The following is a 15,978-nucleotide window of genomic DNA, read 5'->3' on the forward strand; positions in this document are numbered from 1 at the left end:
AACGGATGGGCGTATCATGACACCCGCACTACAAGGCCTGCTGACGATCGCCATCGGCGTGTCGGGTTGCGTGGGCTACTTCTATCTTTCCAACCAGTTTCTGGACAAAGTCCTGTTTCCGCCGCGCGGGCCAAATGCGGGCCGAAACATCAACCGCGCGAACTTGATCCGCCCGTGGTTGTTCCTGTTCCCGGCGCTTGCTGCATTGGGGCTGTATCTGGCGTATCCGGTGGTTGAAACCTTGCGCCTTTCGCTTACGGAACGCGTGCCCGGTGGCGGATACCGCTGGGTTGGCCTGGACAACTATACCCAAATGGCGGCCGAGCCGAAGTTTTGGGAGGCCATGCGCAACAACATGTTCTGGCTGATCGTCGTGCCGGCCATGTCAACGGCTTTTGGTCTTCTCGTGGCGCAACTGACCGACCGCATCCGCTGGGGCAACTTTGCCAAATCCCTGATTTTCATGCCGATGGCCATTTCATTTGTTGGTGCATCGGTGATCTGGAAGCTGGTTTATGATGCGCGACCAGCGGAACAGGACCAGATAGGCATCCTGAACGCGCTGTACACCTTCTTCGGCGGAACCGAACCCAACACGTGGTTAACAATCCCCTTCTGGAATAGTTTCTTTCTGATGGTTGTCCTGATCTGGATACAGACGGGTTTCGCGATGGTCATCCTTTCGGCGGCCTTGCGCGGTATTCCCGAAGAAACCATCGAGGCGGCCATTTTGGATGGGGCCAATCCCTTTCAGATCTTCTTCAAGATCAAGGTGCCGCAGATCAAAACCACGATCCTTGTTGTTTGGACGACGATCACGATCACCGTTCTCAAAGTGTTTGACATCGTCTTTGCCATGACCAACGGCCAGTGGGAGACGCAGGTGCTGGCGAACTACATGTACGACAAGCTTTTCCGCGCCAATGACTGGGGCGTCGGATCCGCCTCGGCCATGGTGATCATGTTGCTTGTTACCCCGATCCTCGTCTGGAACGTGCGCAACGCGCGCAAGGAGATGGAGTAAGCCATGAGCGATATCGCCGGAACCAAACCCGCGCTCAGATGGGTGGTGCATCTGTCAGTCATCTTCCTGGTAGCTCTTTGGGTCATTCCCACGCTTGGCTTGCTGATTTCGTCCTTTCGGACGGCAGATCAGATTTCGTCCAGCGGCTGGTGGCGGTCGCTGTTTCCCTCTGAACAAAACCTGACGCTTCGCAGTGCCGCGCCCGAGACGCAGGTGCTGGAAAACGGAGTGTATGTCATTCAGGGGGCGTTGTTCGACGAAGATGAGCAAGCAACGATTTCCAGATGGGGCATCAGTTCGCGCGAGGTTGATGCATTTGAACCGGGCCAAACAGCCGAGCTGCGTCGAGGTGGTACGATCACGGTGGATGCGGCGGGCAACTATAGGATGGAAAACACCGAGGAATTCACCGGGAAACGTGGCGCGCGCATCTTCGTAACAGCGGAACTGCCACCCGAGTTCACTTTGGAAAACTACCGAAAGGTTCTTCTGGATCAAAGCAGTACGGACAGCATGGCCAAGGCGTTCTTCAATACGCTGACGGTGACCATCCCTGCAACAATCATCCCGATCCTGGTTGCTGCCTTTGCGGCTTATGCGCTGGCATGGATGGAGTTTCCCGGGCGCGCCCTGCTGATCGCGGCCGTTGTTGGCCTTTTGGTCGTTCCGCTTCAATTGGCCTTGATCCCGTTGCTGAAATTTCACCTCAATATCGGGATCGGCAAAGGCTATCTGGGAGTCTGGCTTGCGCATACAGGCTTTGGGATGCCCCTGGCGATTTACCTGCTGCGCAACTACATGGCCGGATTGCCGCGTGATCTGATCGAAAACGCCCGCGTCGATGGCGCCACAGAGTTTCAGATCTTTACCAAACTGATCCTGCCACTCAGCTTCCCGGCGCTGGCGTCTTTCGCGATCTTCCAGTTCCTGTGGACATGGAATGACCTGCTTGTTGCCAAGGTTTTCCTGATCGACGCGACCGGCCAGACAACCGTGATGACGAACCGCATCGTCGAGCTGCTGGGTACACGTGGTGGCAATTGGGAAATCCTTGCGACCGCTGCCTTTGTGTCGATCTTCGTGCCGCTGGTCGTCTTCTTCGCAATGCAAAAATACCTGGTCCGGGGCCTGTTGGCCGGATCTGTCAAATAGAGGCGTCTGATGAACGTGCAGAACAACCTTGAACAATGCAAAGCAACGAAACTGTCTTCGGACTGGTGGCGCGGTGGTGTGATCTATCAGATCTATCCACGCAGTTTTCAGGACAGCAACGGGGATGGAATCGGTGATCTGAAGGGCATCACTGCGCGACTGGACTACATCGCCTCGCTGGGCGTTGATGCAATCTGGATCTCGCCGTTTTTCAAATCGCCGATGAAGGATTTTGGTTACGACGTCAGCGATTACCGCGATGTCGACCCCATGTTCGGGTCGCTGGCGGATTTCAAAGAGCTTTTGGATCAGGCCCATGCGAAGGGTCTGAGGATCATGATTGATCTGGTCCTGTCGCATACATCTGATCAGCACCCTTGGTTCATCGAAAGCCGCAGCAGTCGTGAAAACCCGAAATCCGATTGGTATGTTTGGGCGGATCCCAAACCGGATGGCACGCCACCGAACAACTGGCTTTCGATCTTCGGCGGCTCGGCCTGGCAATGGGATGCCCGACGGCTGCAATATTATCTGCACAACTTCCTGACATCGCAGCCGGATCTGAATTTCCACTGCCCGGATGTTCAGGATGCGTTGCTGGACGTGGCGCGGTTCTGGCTTGATCTGGGGGTGGATGGCTTTCGGCTGGATACCATCAATTTCTATTTCCACGACAAGGCGCTGCGCGACAATCCCGCGCTGCCGATGGATCAACGCAACGCCACGATCGCACCGGCCGTGAACCCCTACAACCATCAGGACCACCTGTTCTCAAAAAGCCAGCCCGAGAACATCGCCTTCCTCGAAAGACTGCGGGCCTTGACGGACGAATATGAAGGCCGGGCTTGTCTGGGCGAGGTCGGAGATGCGCAGCGCGGGCTTGAGATCATGGGCGAATACACATCCGGGGATAAGCGGATGCACATGTGTTATGCCTTCGAGTTCCTGGAAAAACGTTCATTGACAGCAACTTACACAAAGCACGTTTTTGACCAGCTGGAAGCGAAGGCGGGTGATGCGTGGCCATGTTGGGCATTTTCCAACCACGACGTGCAGCGTCACGTCTCGCGCTGGAATCTGGATGACGCGGCAGCCCGCCAGCACGCGGTTCTCATGATGTGCCTGCGCGGCTCTGCCTGCCTTTACCAGGGCGAAGAACTGGGCCTGCACGAAGCTGATGTGCCGTTCGAGAAACTGCAAGACCCCTATGGCATCGAGTTCTGGCCCGAATACAAGGGCCGCGACGGCTGCCGCACACCGATGGTTTGGGCAGCACAAGATGAACAATCGGGTTTCAGCACCGCAGAACCCTGGCTGCCGGTAAGCGCACAGCAGGCCGGGCAAGCGGTGGACCGATTGGAGGCAGATCCAAGCTCTATGTTGAACCACTACCGTCGCGCCATTGCCTTGCGGCATGCGCATCCTGCTTTGGCAACGGGGGCGCAGACCGGCATGACGGAAACGGGTTCGATTCTGTCTTTTGTGCGTGAGGATTCGCATGAGCAGATATTCTGCGCCTTCAATCTGGGCACGGATTCTGCCGCGTTCAAGCTGCCCGAAGGCAGTTGGCAGGTCATGGGTCAGGACCTAGGCGGTGTCGAAGGAAGCGGCAACGTTGTCCTGAACGCGGCGCAGTTCATCCTGATGTACAGGAAAAAGGGATAAAGCATGTCTGAACTCAACCTCACGGACGTCGCCAAGTCCTATGGCCCTGTCGATGTTTTGAAGAACATCAACCTCGACATCGAACAAGGCGAATTGATCGTTTTTGTCGGTCCTTCCGGATGCGGCAAGTCCACCCTGCTGCGGATGATCGCCGGGTTGGAGAAGATTACAGGCGGCACGCTGGAAATCGAAGGGCAGGTCATGAACGATGTTCCGCCTGCACAGCGGGGCATCGCGATGGTGTTTCAAAGCTATGCCTTGTATCCCCACATGACCGTTCGCGAGAACATGGCCTTTGCCCTGAAAATCGCGAAGATGCCCACGGCCGAGATTGATGCTGCCGTAGACCGTGCCGCTCAAATCCTTCAGCTGGAACCATTCCTGGACCGCCTGCCAAAAGCTCTTTCCGGAGGGCAGCGTCAACGGGTTGCCATCGGGCGCGCGATCGTACGTGACCCAAAGGTGTATCTGTTCGACGAACCCCTCTCGAATCTCGACGCGGCACTTCGGGTGGCCACGCGGATCGAGATCGCGCGTCTGAAAGAGGCCATGCCTGACAGCACCATGATCTACGTGACCCACGATCAGGTCGAGGCGATGACACTGGCCAGTCGGATCGTGGTATTGGCCAACAAGGGCATCGCGCAGGTCGGGACACCGCTTGAACTGTATGAGGCGCCTGACAACGAGTTTGTTGCGCAGTTCATCGGTTCGCCTTCCATGAACGTGCTGTCCGGCACAATCACCGGAACCGGCGAAATGACCACCGTCGAACTGTCATCAGGCGGGATTGCAAGATCCGCGGTTCCAACCGAAGACAGTGACCTGGGGAAAAAGGTCAATATCGGGGTGCGTCCCGAAGACTTGGCCATGACGGAAGAATCCGCGATTCTGTCCGGCAAGGTGGATTTCACCGAAGCCCTGGGCGAAGTCACGCTGCTGTATTTTGAGAAAACCGATGGTGCGGATGCAGTCATTGCAAAGCTGCCGGGAGTTCAGCGCAACCTGCGCGGCCAGACGGTCTCGGTCACGGCCGCACCGGACAAGGTGCATCTGTTCCACAATGGATTGTCCATGCGCAAATAGCAGCGAAACGCAGTTCTTGACAGAATTGCGTTTTGTGTTTCACCATAATTGAAACGTTTCAATGGTGAAAAATGCGGGTATCGGCGCAGCTTTACACGGTTCGGCAATGCGGTGACCTCACGGACCAACTGAAGTTGGTTTCCGCTTGCGGGTTTTCAGATATCGAAACCACCAGTCTGCATGACATGACACCGCAAGAGATGGCGCGCATCGTCCATCAATCAGGTCTTAACCTTCGTTCTGCACATTTCGATTGGGAGGAGTTCCACGAGCGTTTCGACGACATCGTTGAAGTACTGCACCTTTTGGAATGCCAGGTGGCGGTCATGCCTTGGCTGGCGCCACAGGCGCGGCCCGGCACTGTCGAGGGATGGAAGGCAGTGTCGGGCCAGTTGTCCGATTGGGCAGATCGACTAGGAGATCACGGCGTTAGTCTTGCCTATCACAACCACGATTTTGATCTGTTCGGGGCGCCGGGAAAAACGCCTCTTGAACAGATTCTGGCGCAAGAAAACATCTATTGGCAGCCTGATATCGGTTGGATCGTCGCGGCCGGTCAGGACGCGGCTGACCTGCTGGCGCGCCATGCGGATCGCATCCTGTCTGTTCATGCAAAGGACGTGGATCCGCAGGGCGGATCCGGCGACAGACGCTGGCGCAATCCGGGTGAGGGTGTTGTCGATTGGGACGCCACGATACGAGCTCTTTCAACCACCAAGTGCACCGACCTTTTCGTCGAGCATGATGAAACCGCCGATCACAGGCGCACCTTGCAAACGGGGCGGTCGTTTTTGACTGAACGGCTTGGGGGCATCGGCTGATGGCGCGGGCAACGATCAAATCGATCGCCCGTATGACCGGCTATTCAGTCGGCACGGTTTCAAACGCACTGCGCGGCGCTTCTTCGGTAAAACGGGAAACGCGGGAGGAGATCCAAAAGGCGGCGTCCGAGCTTGGGTATCGGGTCAATCTGGACGGCCTGAAACTGCGCACCAAAAAATCCTACAGGATTGCGGTATTGGTCAGCGTCTCGGGCAGTGCCGCTGAAGAGTGGGAGGGTGTGGAGTTTACCCGGATCCTGGCCGGAATATCCGACGCGGTTCAAGGGTCACGCTATGAGTTGAGCGTCTTCAGTGTACGAGATGTTGAAGCCGCATTGCAGACCCTACATTCCATCGTGCAGGAAGGGTTGGCAGACGGCGTGATCTTTTCCGGAACTCGCGTGAATGACCCGCGTATCGCCTATCTGCAAGACAAAGGTTTTCCGTTTGTCACATACGGGATGAGTGACAGTGCCCAACCACATCCTTACGTGGATCTCGACAGTCAGGCTGCTGCTTTTGATGCAACGGCTCGGCTGCTGGCATTGGGGCATAAGCGGATTGCGCTTATCAACCCGCCGGATGACCTGATCTATGCCCGTCAACGTCGCCAGGGATATTCAGATGCTCTGACAGCAGGTAGCATGGAGTTTGACCCGGCCCTTGTTTATCCCGGCCCGACCACGGCGAAGACCGGGCAAAGGGCCTTTGCGGCGCTCATGCGAATGCACAACCGGCCAAGCGCCATCATTTGCGCGAACGAGGCGATGACCCTTGGCGCCTTGTCCGCTGCGGCCGACATGGGCGTTCAGGTCGGCAGGGATGTCGTTGTTATTTCAAACGACGATCTGAAGCTTAGCCAGTATTTCATACCCCCGCCCAGCACCTACTATTTGCCGATAGGCGAGACCAGCCGCATGCTGGGGGAATTCATGCTTAAAGCACTGGACGGCGTTGATCCGTCGGAAACGCAAAAAAAGATCAGGGCCACATTGATCGAGCGGCAACCTGACACCCCGGCGCCGGGCATGGCGCAGACCAACTGAGCCAACAGAGGAGAAACCGAACATGTTCAAAAACCTATTTGCCGTTGCAACGCTTGCAATGCTGACAGCGCCGGCGGCTTTTGCCGCCGATCTGGAAGGTCGCGTTCTCAAGATCGGAACGGATGCAACCTATCCCCCGATGGAAACCGTCGACGAAACAACCGGTGAAATCGTAGGCTTTGATGTCGATGTGATGAATGCAATCTGTGAAAAGATCAATTGCGTTCCGAATTTCGTAAACACCGCTTGGGACGGTATCTTTGCGGCGCTTCAACAGGGTGAGTTCGACCTGGTCATCTCGGGCGTATCGATCACGCCCGAACGTGAAGAAACTATGGACTTTTCCGAACCGTACATCGTTGTCAGCCAGGCCATTTTGCTGCAAGTCGACAACGCGGATATGACGCTTGAGGATTTCAAAGCGGGTGGCCAGAAACTGGCGGCACAAACAGCGACGACCAACGCCCAACTGGCGGAAGAGCTTGTAGGGCGCGAGAATGTCAGCCTCTACGACAACTTCTCGGCGGCTATTCTGGCGCTTCAAAACGCAGACGTGCAAGGGGTGATCATCGATGGCACCTCTGCCGCGGCCTACGAGCAGGAGTTTGCCGGAGAACTGACCGTGGGCATCACAGGCCTGCAATCGGATCCATTGGGAATCGTGTTTCAGGAAGGTGACCCGACGGTGGATGCAATCAATGCCGGTCTCGCCGCCATTCAGGAAGACGGCACGCTGGACGCGCTGAAGGCCAAATACTGGGGCACAAACTGATCCTTCAAGCCTTTCTGGGCCCGGGGGCTAAGGCTGCCGGGCCATGTTTCAGCGGAGAAGTTCCATGTCGCGTCTCAGCACGATCCGCCCGAGCAATCTTGTATTGCTCGCAGCCGCTCCCTTCATCATCTATCTGTTCGCCACGTCCTCGAAATATCTGCGATCTCTGATCGCAATTCTGGGGATCGGCAACAATGCAGGGCCGATTTTCGTCGGCTTTCTGCTGATCGTCTCGGTTGCAATCCTTGGATATCTCTGCGCCCGGCATGCACGTTTTACCAATCACGCCCCCGGCTGGTTGCGGGTTTCGGCCCTTGCGGCGCTGCCCGCGTCAGTTGCGCTTTTGGTCATGAGCTTTGTATCTCCACAGCTTTTGATGCCCTTCGCGGAATCCGTTTTCTTTCATGCGCTCAGCGAGAACACATCAACCCTGATCGACCGGTCCAGTCAGACGTGGGTGTTGTATCCCGAAGTCGTGACCCAGGTTCAAACAGGACTGCAAGTTCTTCTGGCCGCATACACAGCTGTTGTCGCCTTGAGCCTGCTGTCCGCGGCGTTGCAACCCCCTTGGCGCGGGCGCGTTCTTTTGGGGCTGGAATGCCTTACAGGTGCGGTTTTGTTCTATCTGATGTTCATGGCCTACTGGCAGTTCGCGACGGGCGTTGCCATTACGTTCCGCGCAGCCATCTTCGCCTATATCTTCTCGGCCATTCTGGGCCTGATCTGGGTGGGGCTGCAATCGTTCAAACCACGGGCGCGCACCACGATCCTGTATGGTTCCATCAGCCTGTCATTGCTTGCGATATCAGCCTTTTTCTTCGTGCAGCCGCAGGTCAGTTACGTTCTGGTCGGAAGCACCGAAGGGCGCATCGCCATTGTGCGCGGCACGCCACAGGCGCAGGCTGACATCATCCGGTTTGGAGAGTTCGACGGTGCCGGCGAACAACAATACCGCATACGCAGCGCCACTGATGCAGCGGCCGCCCTGGAGCAGATTGAAACCGTAGACAGCGTTTCCGGAGCGTTTGTTCCCGAGGATGCTCATTCACAAGGCTATCCGGTTCTGTGGCAGACCCGTTTCTTGCCTGACAAATACCGGAATCCCGCTCTGGCTTTTGCTGTTTTCGGCTTTCTGCTGCTGACGCTGACCATTGGCGGCGCACAGCACAAGCTGCATCCCTTGGCCGTCGGGGCCGAATTTTTCGTGGACACGATACGCGGCATTCCGATGTTGGTGATCATTCTTTACATCGGCCTGCCCTTGGCGGGCGCGGTCAAGGATGCCACGGGCGGCGGCATTGATATGACCAACATGACACGCGGGATCATCGCGATTTCGGTCGGGTATTCGGCCTATATGGCTGAAATTTTCCGATCTGGGATCGAGGCCATCCCGAAAGGGCAGCTGGAAGCAGGCAGTTCGCTGGGCTTGTCGCGCTGGCAGACGGCGCGGCTGATCGTTCTGCCACAAGCCCTGCGGATCGTCACCCCGCCATTGGGCAACGAATTTATCGCGATGATCAAGGATACCTCGTTGCTGTCCATCCTGTCCGTCCGCGACATGACCCAAAGGATGCGAGAGTTTCAGGCAGCTAGCTTTCTGCCCTTTGCGCCGTTCAATACGGCAGCAATTCTGTACGTGGTACTCACCCTCTGTTGCGCAAGCTTCCTGAAATGGATCGAACGGCGCACGGCAAAGGACAACCGATGAGCAAACTGGAGCTTGGGGTTTGCTACTACCCCGAACAATGGGACCCGTCCCAGTGGCGCAGTGACGCCGCGCGGATGGCCGGGATGGGTTTGGATTGGGTTCGGATCGCCGAGTTCACCTGGGGTCTGATTGAACCGGAACGCGGGCGGTTTCACTGGGACTGGTTGGATGACGTCATCGAGATTCTGGGGCGGGCCGGTCTGCGGATTATGATGTCGACTCCAACGGCTGCGCCACCCAAGTGGCTGATTGATGAGCACCCCGAAATTCTGCCGGTTGGCCCGGACGGCCGGGTCAGGGGTTATGGTTCCCGCAGACATTATTGTTTTTCCAGTGACGTGTACCTGGCCGAGGCGCAAAGGATCGCCACGGAATATGCCGCCAGGTATGGCCAGAACCCTCATGTCCATGCCTGGCAGATCGACAATGAGTACAATGACCACGACACCGTTCTCAGCTATTCCGATGCCGCACGGGCGGGATTTCGGCGATGGCTGGCAAAACGATACGGTACAATTGACGCATTGAACGAGGCCTGGGGGACCGTGTTCTGGGGGAGCCTCTATTCCGGCTTTGACCAGATTGAACTGCCCAATGGTTTGGTTGCTACACCCAACCCCACCCATGCCCTTGATTTCAGGCGCTATTCTTCGGACCGGGTGCGGTTGTTCAACAAGACACAGGTGGACGTGCTGCGCGAACATGCGCCGGGTCGAGATATCACGCACAACTTCATGGCCGGTAGTTTCGAATTTGATCACCACGCAGTGGCCGCCGATCTGGATATCGTCGGCTTTGACAGCTACCCGCTGGGTAATCTGATGGGCTCAACCCTGTCAGAGAAGGAAAAGCGCCGTTATCTGCGAACCGGTGCGCCTGACTATCAGGGATTTCATTGCGACTTGTATCGCAGTCAGGGGCGGGGGCGGGTATGGGTGTTGGAACAACAGCCGGGGCCGGTGGACTGGGCGGCACAGAACCCTTCCCCAGCCGAAGGGATGGTTCGGCTTTGGACCTGGGCCGCATATGCACACGGCGCGCAAGCTGTGATGTTCTTTCGATGGCGACAGGCAAAGTTCGCGCAGGAACAATACCATACAGCCTTGCTGCGCTCGGATGACAGTCTGGATCAAGCCGCGCTCGAACTGGCTCAGATTGTGAAGGATCGCGAAAACCTCCCGTCAACGACGCGCGTAAAAGCCTCGGTGGCGATGATGCTGGATTACGCTTCGATCTGGGCGGCCGATATTCTGCCGCATGATGATGACTTCCCCAATTCCCAAATCTTCCGCGAATGGTACACCGCCTTGCGCAGTCTGGGGGTGGACATTGATTTTGTTGGTACCGAGGATGGTTTGGAAGGTTACGCCCTGATCGTGCTGCCGCAAAGCATGATCGTGACCCCGGATCTGGCCGCAAGACTTGATGCTTCGGGGGCAAAGCTATTGATTGGTGCCCGGTCCGGCAGCAAGACAGCTCAAATGCACACCCCTTCAAATCTGGCGCCGGGTGTGTTGGCGGATCTGACCGGCGTCCGAGTTGCCCGTGTCGAATCGCTCCCGGATATTGCGAGAGATTCTGTGCAGTTGCAAAACGGTCAGCTCTTTGACTTTAGTGGGTGGCGCGAAATCGTCGAGACCGAGGCAAATGTCCTGGCGCGCTTCAAAAGTGCCTATTGCGACGGCAGCCCAGCGGTCGTCCGGTCGGATCGTGCAACATATCTGGCCATGGTCCCCAGCGGTGCGCTCTTGCACGAGATTATGCGCGATGTCCTGGAATGGGCAGGGCTGAAACCTCTGGACTGCGATCCAGACTTACGCGCAACCCGGCGCGGTACGTTGCATTTTGCCTTCAATTTTGGTGACATGTCCAAACCCCTGCCTGGCGGTGGATCACGACGCATGCTGCTTGGCTCCGATCCGGTCTGTGCATACGATTTCACTGTCTGGGAGGAAAACTAACGCCTTGAAATTCAACCAAAACGTGTCAAGACTCAAAACTGGACATAAGAATTCCGCAAACTGTCACTTTTGGACTGACGTACGGGCACAGAAAGTCCTATGAATAAAAAACAATAACAAACTAATCCAACAACGGGAGAACACTTATGACTAAACATTCGACTCTTTCGAGACGCTCTGTGCTGAAAAGCGCGGGCGCCGCAGCACTTGCGGCACCCCTGTACAGCAAGAGCGCTCTGGCTTCGTCGGGCGAAATCAACATTCTGATGTGGTCGGATTACCTGCCGCCCAGCTTCATTGAAGAGTTTGAGACCCTTACGGGAATCAAGGTGAACTACACCGGCATCGGCTCGAACGAAGAAATCATCAACAAGATGAAGGCCACCAAGGGCCAGGGTTTTGATATCGTTTCACCGACCAACAACCGGTCGTTGCAGTGGGAACCGCTGGAGCTGCTCCAGCCATTCGACATGAACAAGGTTCCGATCGATCTGGTGAACCCTGCCATGGCCAAGATTGGTACTGATGCGTGGAACTTTGGCGATTCAGGTGCGCACTGGCTGCCGCATATCTGGGGTACAGAAGGAATCGCTTACCGTACTGACCTGTGGCTACCGGATGGTGATGCGCCGTCCTATGGCGACGTGTGGTCGGAAGCGAACGCCGGGAAAACCATGGGTCGCGCGCATTCCATGATGCTGGGCGCCGGCCTTTATATGGAACGCGCTGGCGAGATGGAGCCGGGTTCGGTCTGGGCGGCATATGGTGATGAAGACACTATGCGTAAGGTTTGGGGCCAGATCACCGATTGGTGCGTTGCACGCAAGGACCGCATCAAACTGATCTGGAACGACGCCGACACACAGAAGAACGGTCTTCTGAACGAAGGCGTTATTGTTGGCCAAACCTGGGACGGCCCACCCCTTGCACTGAAATCCGCAGGCGAGCCGGTGCACTATCAGGCGCCTGTCGAAGGTGCGATGGCTTGGGTGGATGGTATGTCCATGCCGACTGGTGCCGCAAATATCGATCAGGTTTACGCTTTCATCGACTTTGCCTATCAGGCCAAGCCGGCCGGTGTTGCCATTGACAGCCACGGCTACAACTCGCCGGTATTGGGCGCCGACCAGTATTCCGGCGACACCTACAAGAAGAACTTTGCCGAGGCCTATCCGGGCGACTCGCTGGCCAATCTCAATCCGTGGCCGGCAGAAGCGCCGTGGTATGCTGAAACCCGGACCGAGTTCGTCAACAAGTTCAAGAGCGCTTAAGCGTTCCGAACCTTCGCCCTCCGCATCCTGCGGGGGGCACCCATCTGCGCGCCGTCCCGGCGTGGCGGACACTAATACTGTGTGGTGACAACACGCACCTCAGGGAGAAACCAAAAATGAGTGCAGGGGTCGGAGTCGATCTGGAAAACCTGTGGATCCGTTTCGGCGACTTCGTCGCCGTGCGCGATGCAAACGTCAACATCAACGGGGGCGATTTCTTTTCGTTCCTCGGGCCATCGGGCTGCGGAAAAACAACCATTCTGAGGGCAGTGTCCGGCTTTCTTGAACCAAGCGAAGGCAACGTCCTGATTGGTGGCAACAATATGCGCGGTATCGGGCCCAACAAGCGCCCGACGGCGCTGATCTTTCAGAACCTCGCATTGTTCCCGCTGATGAAGGTCTGGGAAAACATCACGTTTTCCATGGAAATCAAAGGGGCCAGTGCTGCCGAACGCCGCAGGCGCGCCGATGAGCTTCTGGACATGATTGCGTTACCGGGGCAAGGGGACAAGCTGCCAAGCGAATTGTCAGGCGGTCAACGTCAGCGTGTTGCGATTGCCCGGGCACTCTGCGCTGAGCCAGACGTGTTGTTGCTGGACGAGCCCCTTTCGGCACTTGACCTGAAGCTGCGCCAGCACATGCGGACCGAGTTGCGTGAAATTCAGCAGCGCGTGGGCATTACCTTCATCTACATCACACACGACCAGGGCGAAGCGCTGACCATGTCAGACAATATCGCCGTCATGCGTGCCGGTGTGATTGATCAAATCGCCGACGGGAAGACGATTTACAACGATCCCAACACGGCTTTCGCGGCTTCATTCGTTGGCGAAAACAATGTGTTCCGCGGGAAAATCAAGCAAGTGATGGGCAAGGAAGCTTTGATCGCGACCAACCGTTCGGGTGATCTGGTGGCAAGGATTTCGACGGCCAATCAGGGCAAGATGAAAGAAGGTGATGACGCGATGATGTTCATCCGTCCCGAGGCCTTTGCGATTGCCCCCGATGGCGCAACGGGCGATCACTTCGTCACCGCCCGGGTCAATCATGAAGAGTTCGAGGGCAACGTCTTTAACATCTTCACAGAAGGTGAAGGCGGAAAAGAAATCAAGGTCTCGATCCCCAACCATGGGCAATCTTTCGAGGACCACACCGGACAGAACATCACGCTGGAATACGAGACGCATAACGCGGTCATCGTTCCTGCCGGTGAACTGGCAGCGGAATAGGGGGACGATCTCATGCCCCGATTTCTGAAAGAATTCTTCAATCGCAACGGCACCGGTATGGGCTTGGCGATCCTGGGTTTGGTTCTGTTCTGGACCATCGGCCTTATCATCCTGCCGCAGCTGTCGATGCTGGATTTCTCGTTCCGTCCAAACCTCCCGCCTCCAGAGATTGGCGGGCCGAAGGACGTCTATACGCTGGAGAACTACAAGTACCTGATATACGGCCCTGAAGGCGGCAGTCAGGATTACAATACGGTTGACCTGCGGGTGTTCTTCCGCACCCTCGTGGCGGCCGTTTGCGTGACGATTTTCAACCTGATCATCTGCTATCCGATCGCCTACTATCTGGGGCAGTCCGAAGGCAGCCATATCCGCATCTTCGCGATCATGCTGATCATCCCTTACTGGATCAACGAAATCCTGCGCGCCTTTGCGTTGCGCATTATCTTCGGTGAAACCGGTGTTCTGAACACGTTGTTCGTGGGGCTGGGGGTCTGGGATACGCCGTTCGACTTCATCCGGAACGATATCGCGCTCTATGCCGGGCTGGGTTATGCCTATATTCTGCTGATGATCTTCCCAATGTATAACGTCATAGAAAGTTTGGATAAAAATCAGATCGAAGCCGCGCGCGACCTTGGTGCGCCGTGGTGGCGGATACATTGGCGTGTGGTCATTCCTTATGCCAAGCCAGGGATCAGTTCGGGCTGTACGATGGTGTTCATGCTGTCTGCGGGCGCGCTGGCGGCACCGCAGATCCTGGGCGGGCCTTCGTCGCTGTGGTTCACACAGCTGATCTATCAGCAGTTCAACGATAACAACGACTGGCCGCAAGGGGCTGCTTACGCGATCGTCCTGCTGGTGACCTGTATCCTGTTCGTGCTGGCCATGATGCGCCTGTTCAAAGTGAACATGGGGGATATCGGGAAATGAACAATTCCTTTCTCCGCATAAGCATCTGGGTCTATCTGGCGATCTTCTTCCTTTATCTGCTGGGACCGCTTGTGATCATGTCGATCACCGCGTTCAACTCGTCCGGCTTCCCACGGATGAGCCCGTGGGAATGTCTGACCTTCCAGTGGTTTGGCGAGCTGTTTCAGGATCAGCGCATCCTGAACGGTATCAAGAACTCACTGATCATCGGGATCGGCACGGTCATCCTGTCAGTGGCCATGGGTCTGGCGGGTGCACTGATGCTGACCCAGATCTGGCCAAAACTTCGGGCGACTTACTATACGATCATTATCGCTCCGATCCTGATCCCGGGTGTTGTTCTGGGTATCTCGACGCTGGTGTTCTGGGATCGTATCAACCGGATGCTGGGACTGGGGGCGGACAGCTTCCTGTCAAATGGCATTTTTCTGACGGTGATCGGCCAATCAACCTTTATCGCCAGCTACTGCATGCTGGTGTTGGTGGCACGCTTGCAGCGATACGACGTGGCCTTGACCGAGGCTGCGCTGGACCTTGGTGCCAGCCACGCACAGGCCTTCCGCAAGATCCTGTTGCCGTTCATGCGCCCGGCGATTGCATCGGCAGCGGTGTTGGCGTTCCTCGCATCGTTCGAAAACTACAACACCACCACCTTTACCTTCGGTGAATACCCGACGTTGACGATCGAACTGGCCCAAAAGGTCCGTTATGGCATCACACCCGCGATCTCGGCGCTGGCCTTCATCATCGTGGCGCTGACAGTGTTCTTCGCTCTGCTGAACGAAGCCAAGCTGAAACGTCAGGAACTGGTGGCAGCGGCGCGCAAGAACGCGACGGTTGAAGAGCTGGCCGGCAAGATCAAACTGCCCAGCTTCTTTTCCGGCAACATGGCAGCGGTTCTGCTGGTTGTATTTGCCGTCGCAACGATCACAGTTGTCGGCACTGCGGCCACCTACAATCCGGCGCAGTGTATCGCCGATGTCCGCGAGCAGAAGAAGTTGGAAGCGGAACAGCGTATTCAGGAGTTGCGCAAACAGCGTGAAGAACGCCTCAAGCAACGCGAAGCTGAAGAAGCGGAACAGGGCGGTGTTCAAACCACCCCGAAACCGTCGAACAACAGCGGCTTTGGCAATGTTTTTGCACCGAACTCTTTAGGGGGTGACGAAAACGAAGGCGCAGATGGTGGGTCTGACTCCGAAAGCGCTCCGTCCAACAACAGTGGTTTCGGCGGGGTGTTTGACCCCAATAGCCTGCAAAGCGACGAATAGCAGCGCAGCTTCGTAATCTCGGCACCCGCCCGGACTGAC

General features: G+C 56.6%; 13 protein-coding genes. All 13 read left to right on the forward strand.

Annotation, left to right across the window (positions count from 1 at the left end; genetic code table 11):
• Positions 1-16 precede the first annotated feature (16 nt).
• The 13 genes from GOW09_RS13975 to GOW09_RS14035 all read left to right on the forward strand — a co-directional run bounded on the left by GOW09_RS13975 (position 17) and on the right by GOW09_RS14035 (position 15,939).
• Positions 17-1,024 carry a carbohydrate ABC transporter permease gene (locus GOW09_RS13975; protein ID WP_171119239.1) on the forward strand — a complete coding sequence of 336 codons (1,008 nt, stop codon included), beginning with the start codon at positions 17-19 and terminating at the stop codon, positions 1,022-1,024.
• A gap of 3 nt (positions 1,025-1,027) precedes the next feature.
• Entirely contained in the window at positions 1,028-2,176 is a 1,149-nt protein-coding gene (locus tag GOW09_RS13980; protein WP_171119241.1) for a carbohydrate ABC transporter permease, read from the forward strand.
• Between the two features lie 9 nt (positions 2,177-2,185).
• Positions 2,186-3,841 (forward strand): alpha-glucosidase, encoded by a 1,656-nt coding sequence (locus GOW09_RS13985; RefSeq protein WP_171119243.1) that lies wholly within the window; start codon positions 2,186-2,188, stop codon positions 3,839-3,841.
• Between the two features lie 3 nt (positions 3,842-3,844).
• Positions 3,845-4,927, forward strand: coding sequence for an ABC transporter ATP-binding protein (locus GOW09_RS13990; protein ID WP_171119245.1), 1,083 nt, complete (start codon positions 3,845-3,847; stop codon positions 4,925-4,927).
• Between the two features lie 71 nt (positions 4,928-4,998).
• Positions 4,999-5,748 carry a sugar phosphate isomerase/epimerase gene (locus GOW09_RS13995; protein WP_171119247.1) on the forward strand — a complete coding sequence of 250 codons (750 nt, stop codon included), beginning with the start codon at positions 4,999-5,001 and terminating at the stop codon, positions 5,746-5,748.
• A complete protein-coding gene (locus tag GOW09_RS14000; protein WP_171119249.1) occupies positions 5,748-6,794 on the forward strand; it encodes a LacI family DNA-binding transcriptional regulator in 1,047 nt (348 codons plus the stop codon). Before GOW09_RS13995 ends, GOW09_RS14000 begins: the two co-directional genes overlap by 1 nt.
• A gap of 22 nt (positions 6,795-6,816) precedes the next feature.
• Positions 6,817-7,566 (forward strand): basic amino acid ABC transporter substrate-binding protein, encoded by a 750-nt coding sequence (locus GOW09_RS14005; RefSeq protein ID WP_171119251.1) that lies wholly within the window; start codon positions 6,817-6,819, stop codon positions 7,564-7,566.
• 64 nt (positions 7,567-7,630) lie between these two features.
• Positions 7,631-9,277, forward strand: a complete 1,647-nt coding sequence (locus GOW09_RS14010; protein WP_171119254.1) for an amino acid ABC transporter permease — start codon at positions 7,631-7,633, stop codon at positions 9,275-9,277.
• Entirely contained in the window at positions 9,274-11,238 is a 1,965-nt protein-coding gene (locus tag GOW09_RS14015) for a beta-galactosidase (protein WP_171119255.1), read from the forward strand. The genes GOW09_RS14010 and GOW09_RS14015 overlap by 4 nt, the downstream gene beginning before the upstream one ends.
• A 146-nt stretch (positions 11,239-11,384) precedes the next feature.
• On the forward strand, positions 11,385-12,509 hold the full coding sequence (locus tag GOW09_RS14020; RefSeq protein WP_171119257.1) for an extracellular solute-binding protein: 1,125 nt from the start codon (positions 11,385-11,387) through the stop codon (positions 12,507-12,509).
• Between the two features lie 116 nt (positions 12,510-12,625).
• On the forward strand, positions 12,626-13,738 hold the full coding sequence (locus tag GOW09_RS14025; protein ID WP_152460254.1) for an ABC transporter ATP-binding protein: 1,113 nt from the start codon (positions 12,626-12,628) through the stop codon (positions 13,736-13,738).
• 12 nt (positions 13,739-13,750) lie between these two features.
• The gene (locus GOW09_RS14030) at positions 13,751-14,671 is read left to right on the forward strand and encodes an ABC transporter permease (RefSeq protein ID WP_171119259.1); all 921 of its coding nucleotides are present in this window, start codon (positions 13,751-13,753) and stop codon (positions 14,669-14,671) included.
• Positions 14,668-15,939 carry an ABC transporter permease gene (locus GOW09_RS14035; RefSeq protein WP_171119261.1) on the forward strand — a complete coding sequence of 424 codons (1,272 nt, stop codon included), beginning with the start codon at positions 14,668-14,670 and terminating at the stop codon, positions 15,937-15,939. Before GOW09_RS14030 ends, GOW09_RS14035 begins: the two co-directional genes overlap by 4 nt.
• The last annotated feature ends 39 nt before the right edge of the window (positions 15,940-15,978 follow it).

Source organism: Ruegeria sp. HKCCA5463 (genome assembly GCF_013034175.1).
In the GTDB taxonomy this organism is placed as follows: Bacteria; Pseudomonadota; Alphaproteobacteria; order Rhodobacterales; family Rhodobacteraceae; genus Ruegeria.

Coding starts and splice junctions, on each gene's coding strand:
- GOW09_RS14005 (WP_171119251.1), top strand. CDS start 6,817: ATGTTCAAAAACCTATTTGCCGTTGCAACGCTTGCAATGCTGACAGCG.
- GOW09_RS14015 (WP_171119255.1), top strand. CDS start 9,274: ATGAGCAAACTGGAGCTTGGGGTTTGCTACTACCCCGAACAATGGGAC.
- GOW09_RS14030 (WP_171119259.1), top strand. CDS start 13,751: ATGCCCCGATTTCTGAAAGAATTCTTCAATCGCAACGGCACCGGTATG.
- GOW09_RS13990 (WP_171119245.1), top strand. CDS start 3,845: ATGTCTGAACTCAACCTCACGGACGTCGCCAAGTCCTATGGCCCTGTC.
- GOW09_RS13995 (WP_171119247.1), top strand. CDS start 4,999: ATGCGGGTATCGGCGCAGCTTTACACGGTTCGGCAATGCGGTGACCTC.
- GOW09_RS13975 (WP_171119239.1), top strand. CDS start 17: ATGACACCCGCACTACAAGGCCTGCTGACGATCGCCATCGGCGTGTCG.
- GOW09_RS14000 (WP_171119249.1), top strand. CDS start 5,748: ATGGCGCGGGCAACGATCAAATCGATCGCCCGTATGACCGGCTATTCA.
- GOW09_RS14010 (WP_171119254.1), top strand. CDS start 7,631: ATGTCGCGTCTCAGCACGATCCGCCCGAGCAATCTTGTATTGCTCGCA.
- GOW09_RS14020 (WP_171119257.1), top strand. CDS start 11,385: ATGACTAAACATTCGACTCTTTCGAGACGCTCTGTGCTGAAAAGCGCG.
- GOW09_RS14025 (WP_152460254.1), top strand. CDS start 12,626: ATGAGTGCAGGGGTCGGAGTCGATCTGGAAAACCTGTGGATCCGTTTC.
- GOW09_RS13980 (WP_171119241.1), top strand. CDS start 1,028: ATGAGCGATATCGCCGGAACCAAACCCGCGCTCAGATGGGTGGTGCAT.
- GOW09_RS14035 (WP_171119261.1), top strand. CDS start 14,668: ATGAACAATTCCTTTCTCCGCATAAGCATCTGGGTCTATCTGGCGATC.
- GOW09_RS13985 (WP_171119243.1), top strand. CDS start 2,186: ATGAACGTGCAGAACAACCTTGAACAATGCAAAGCAACGAAACTGTCT.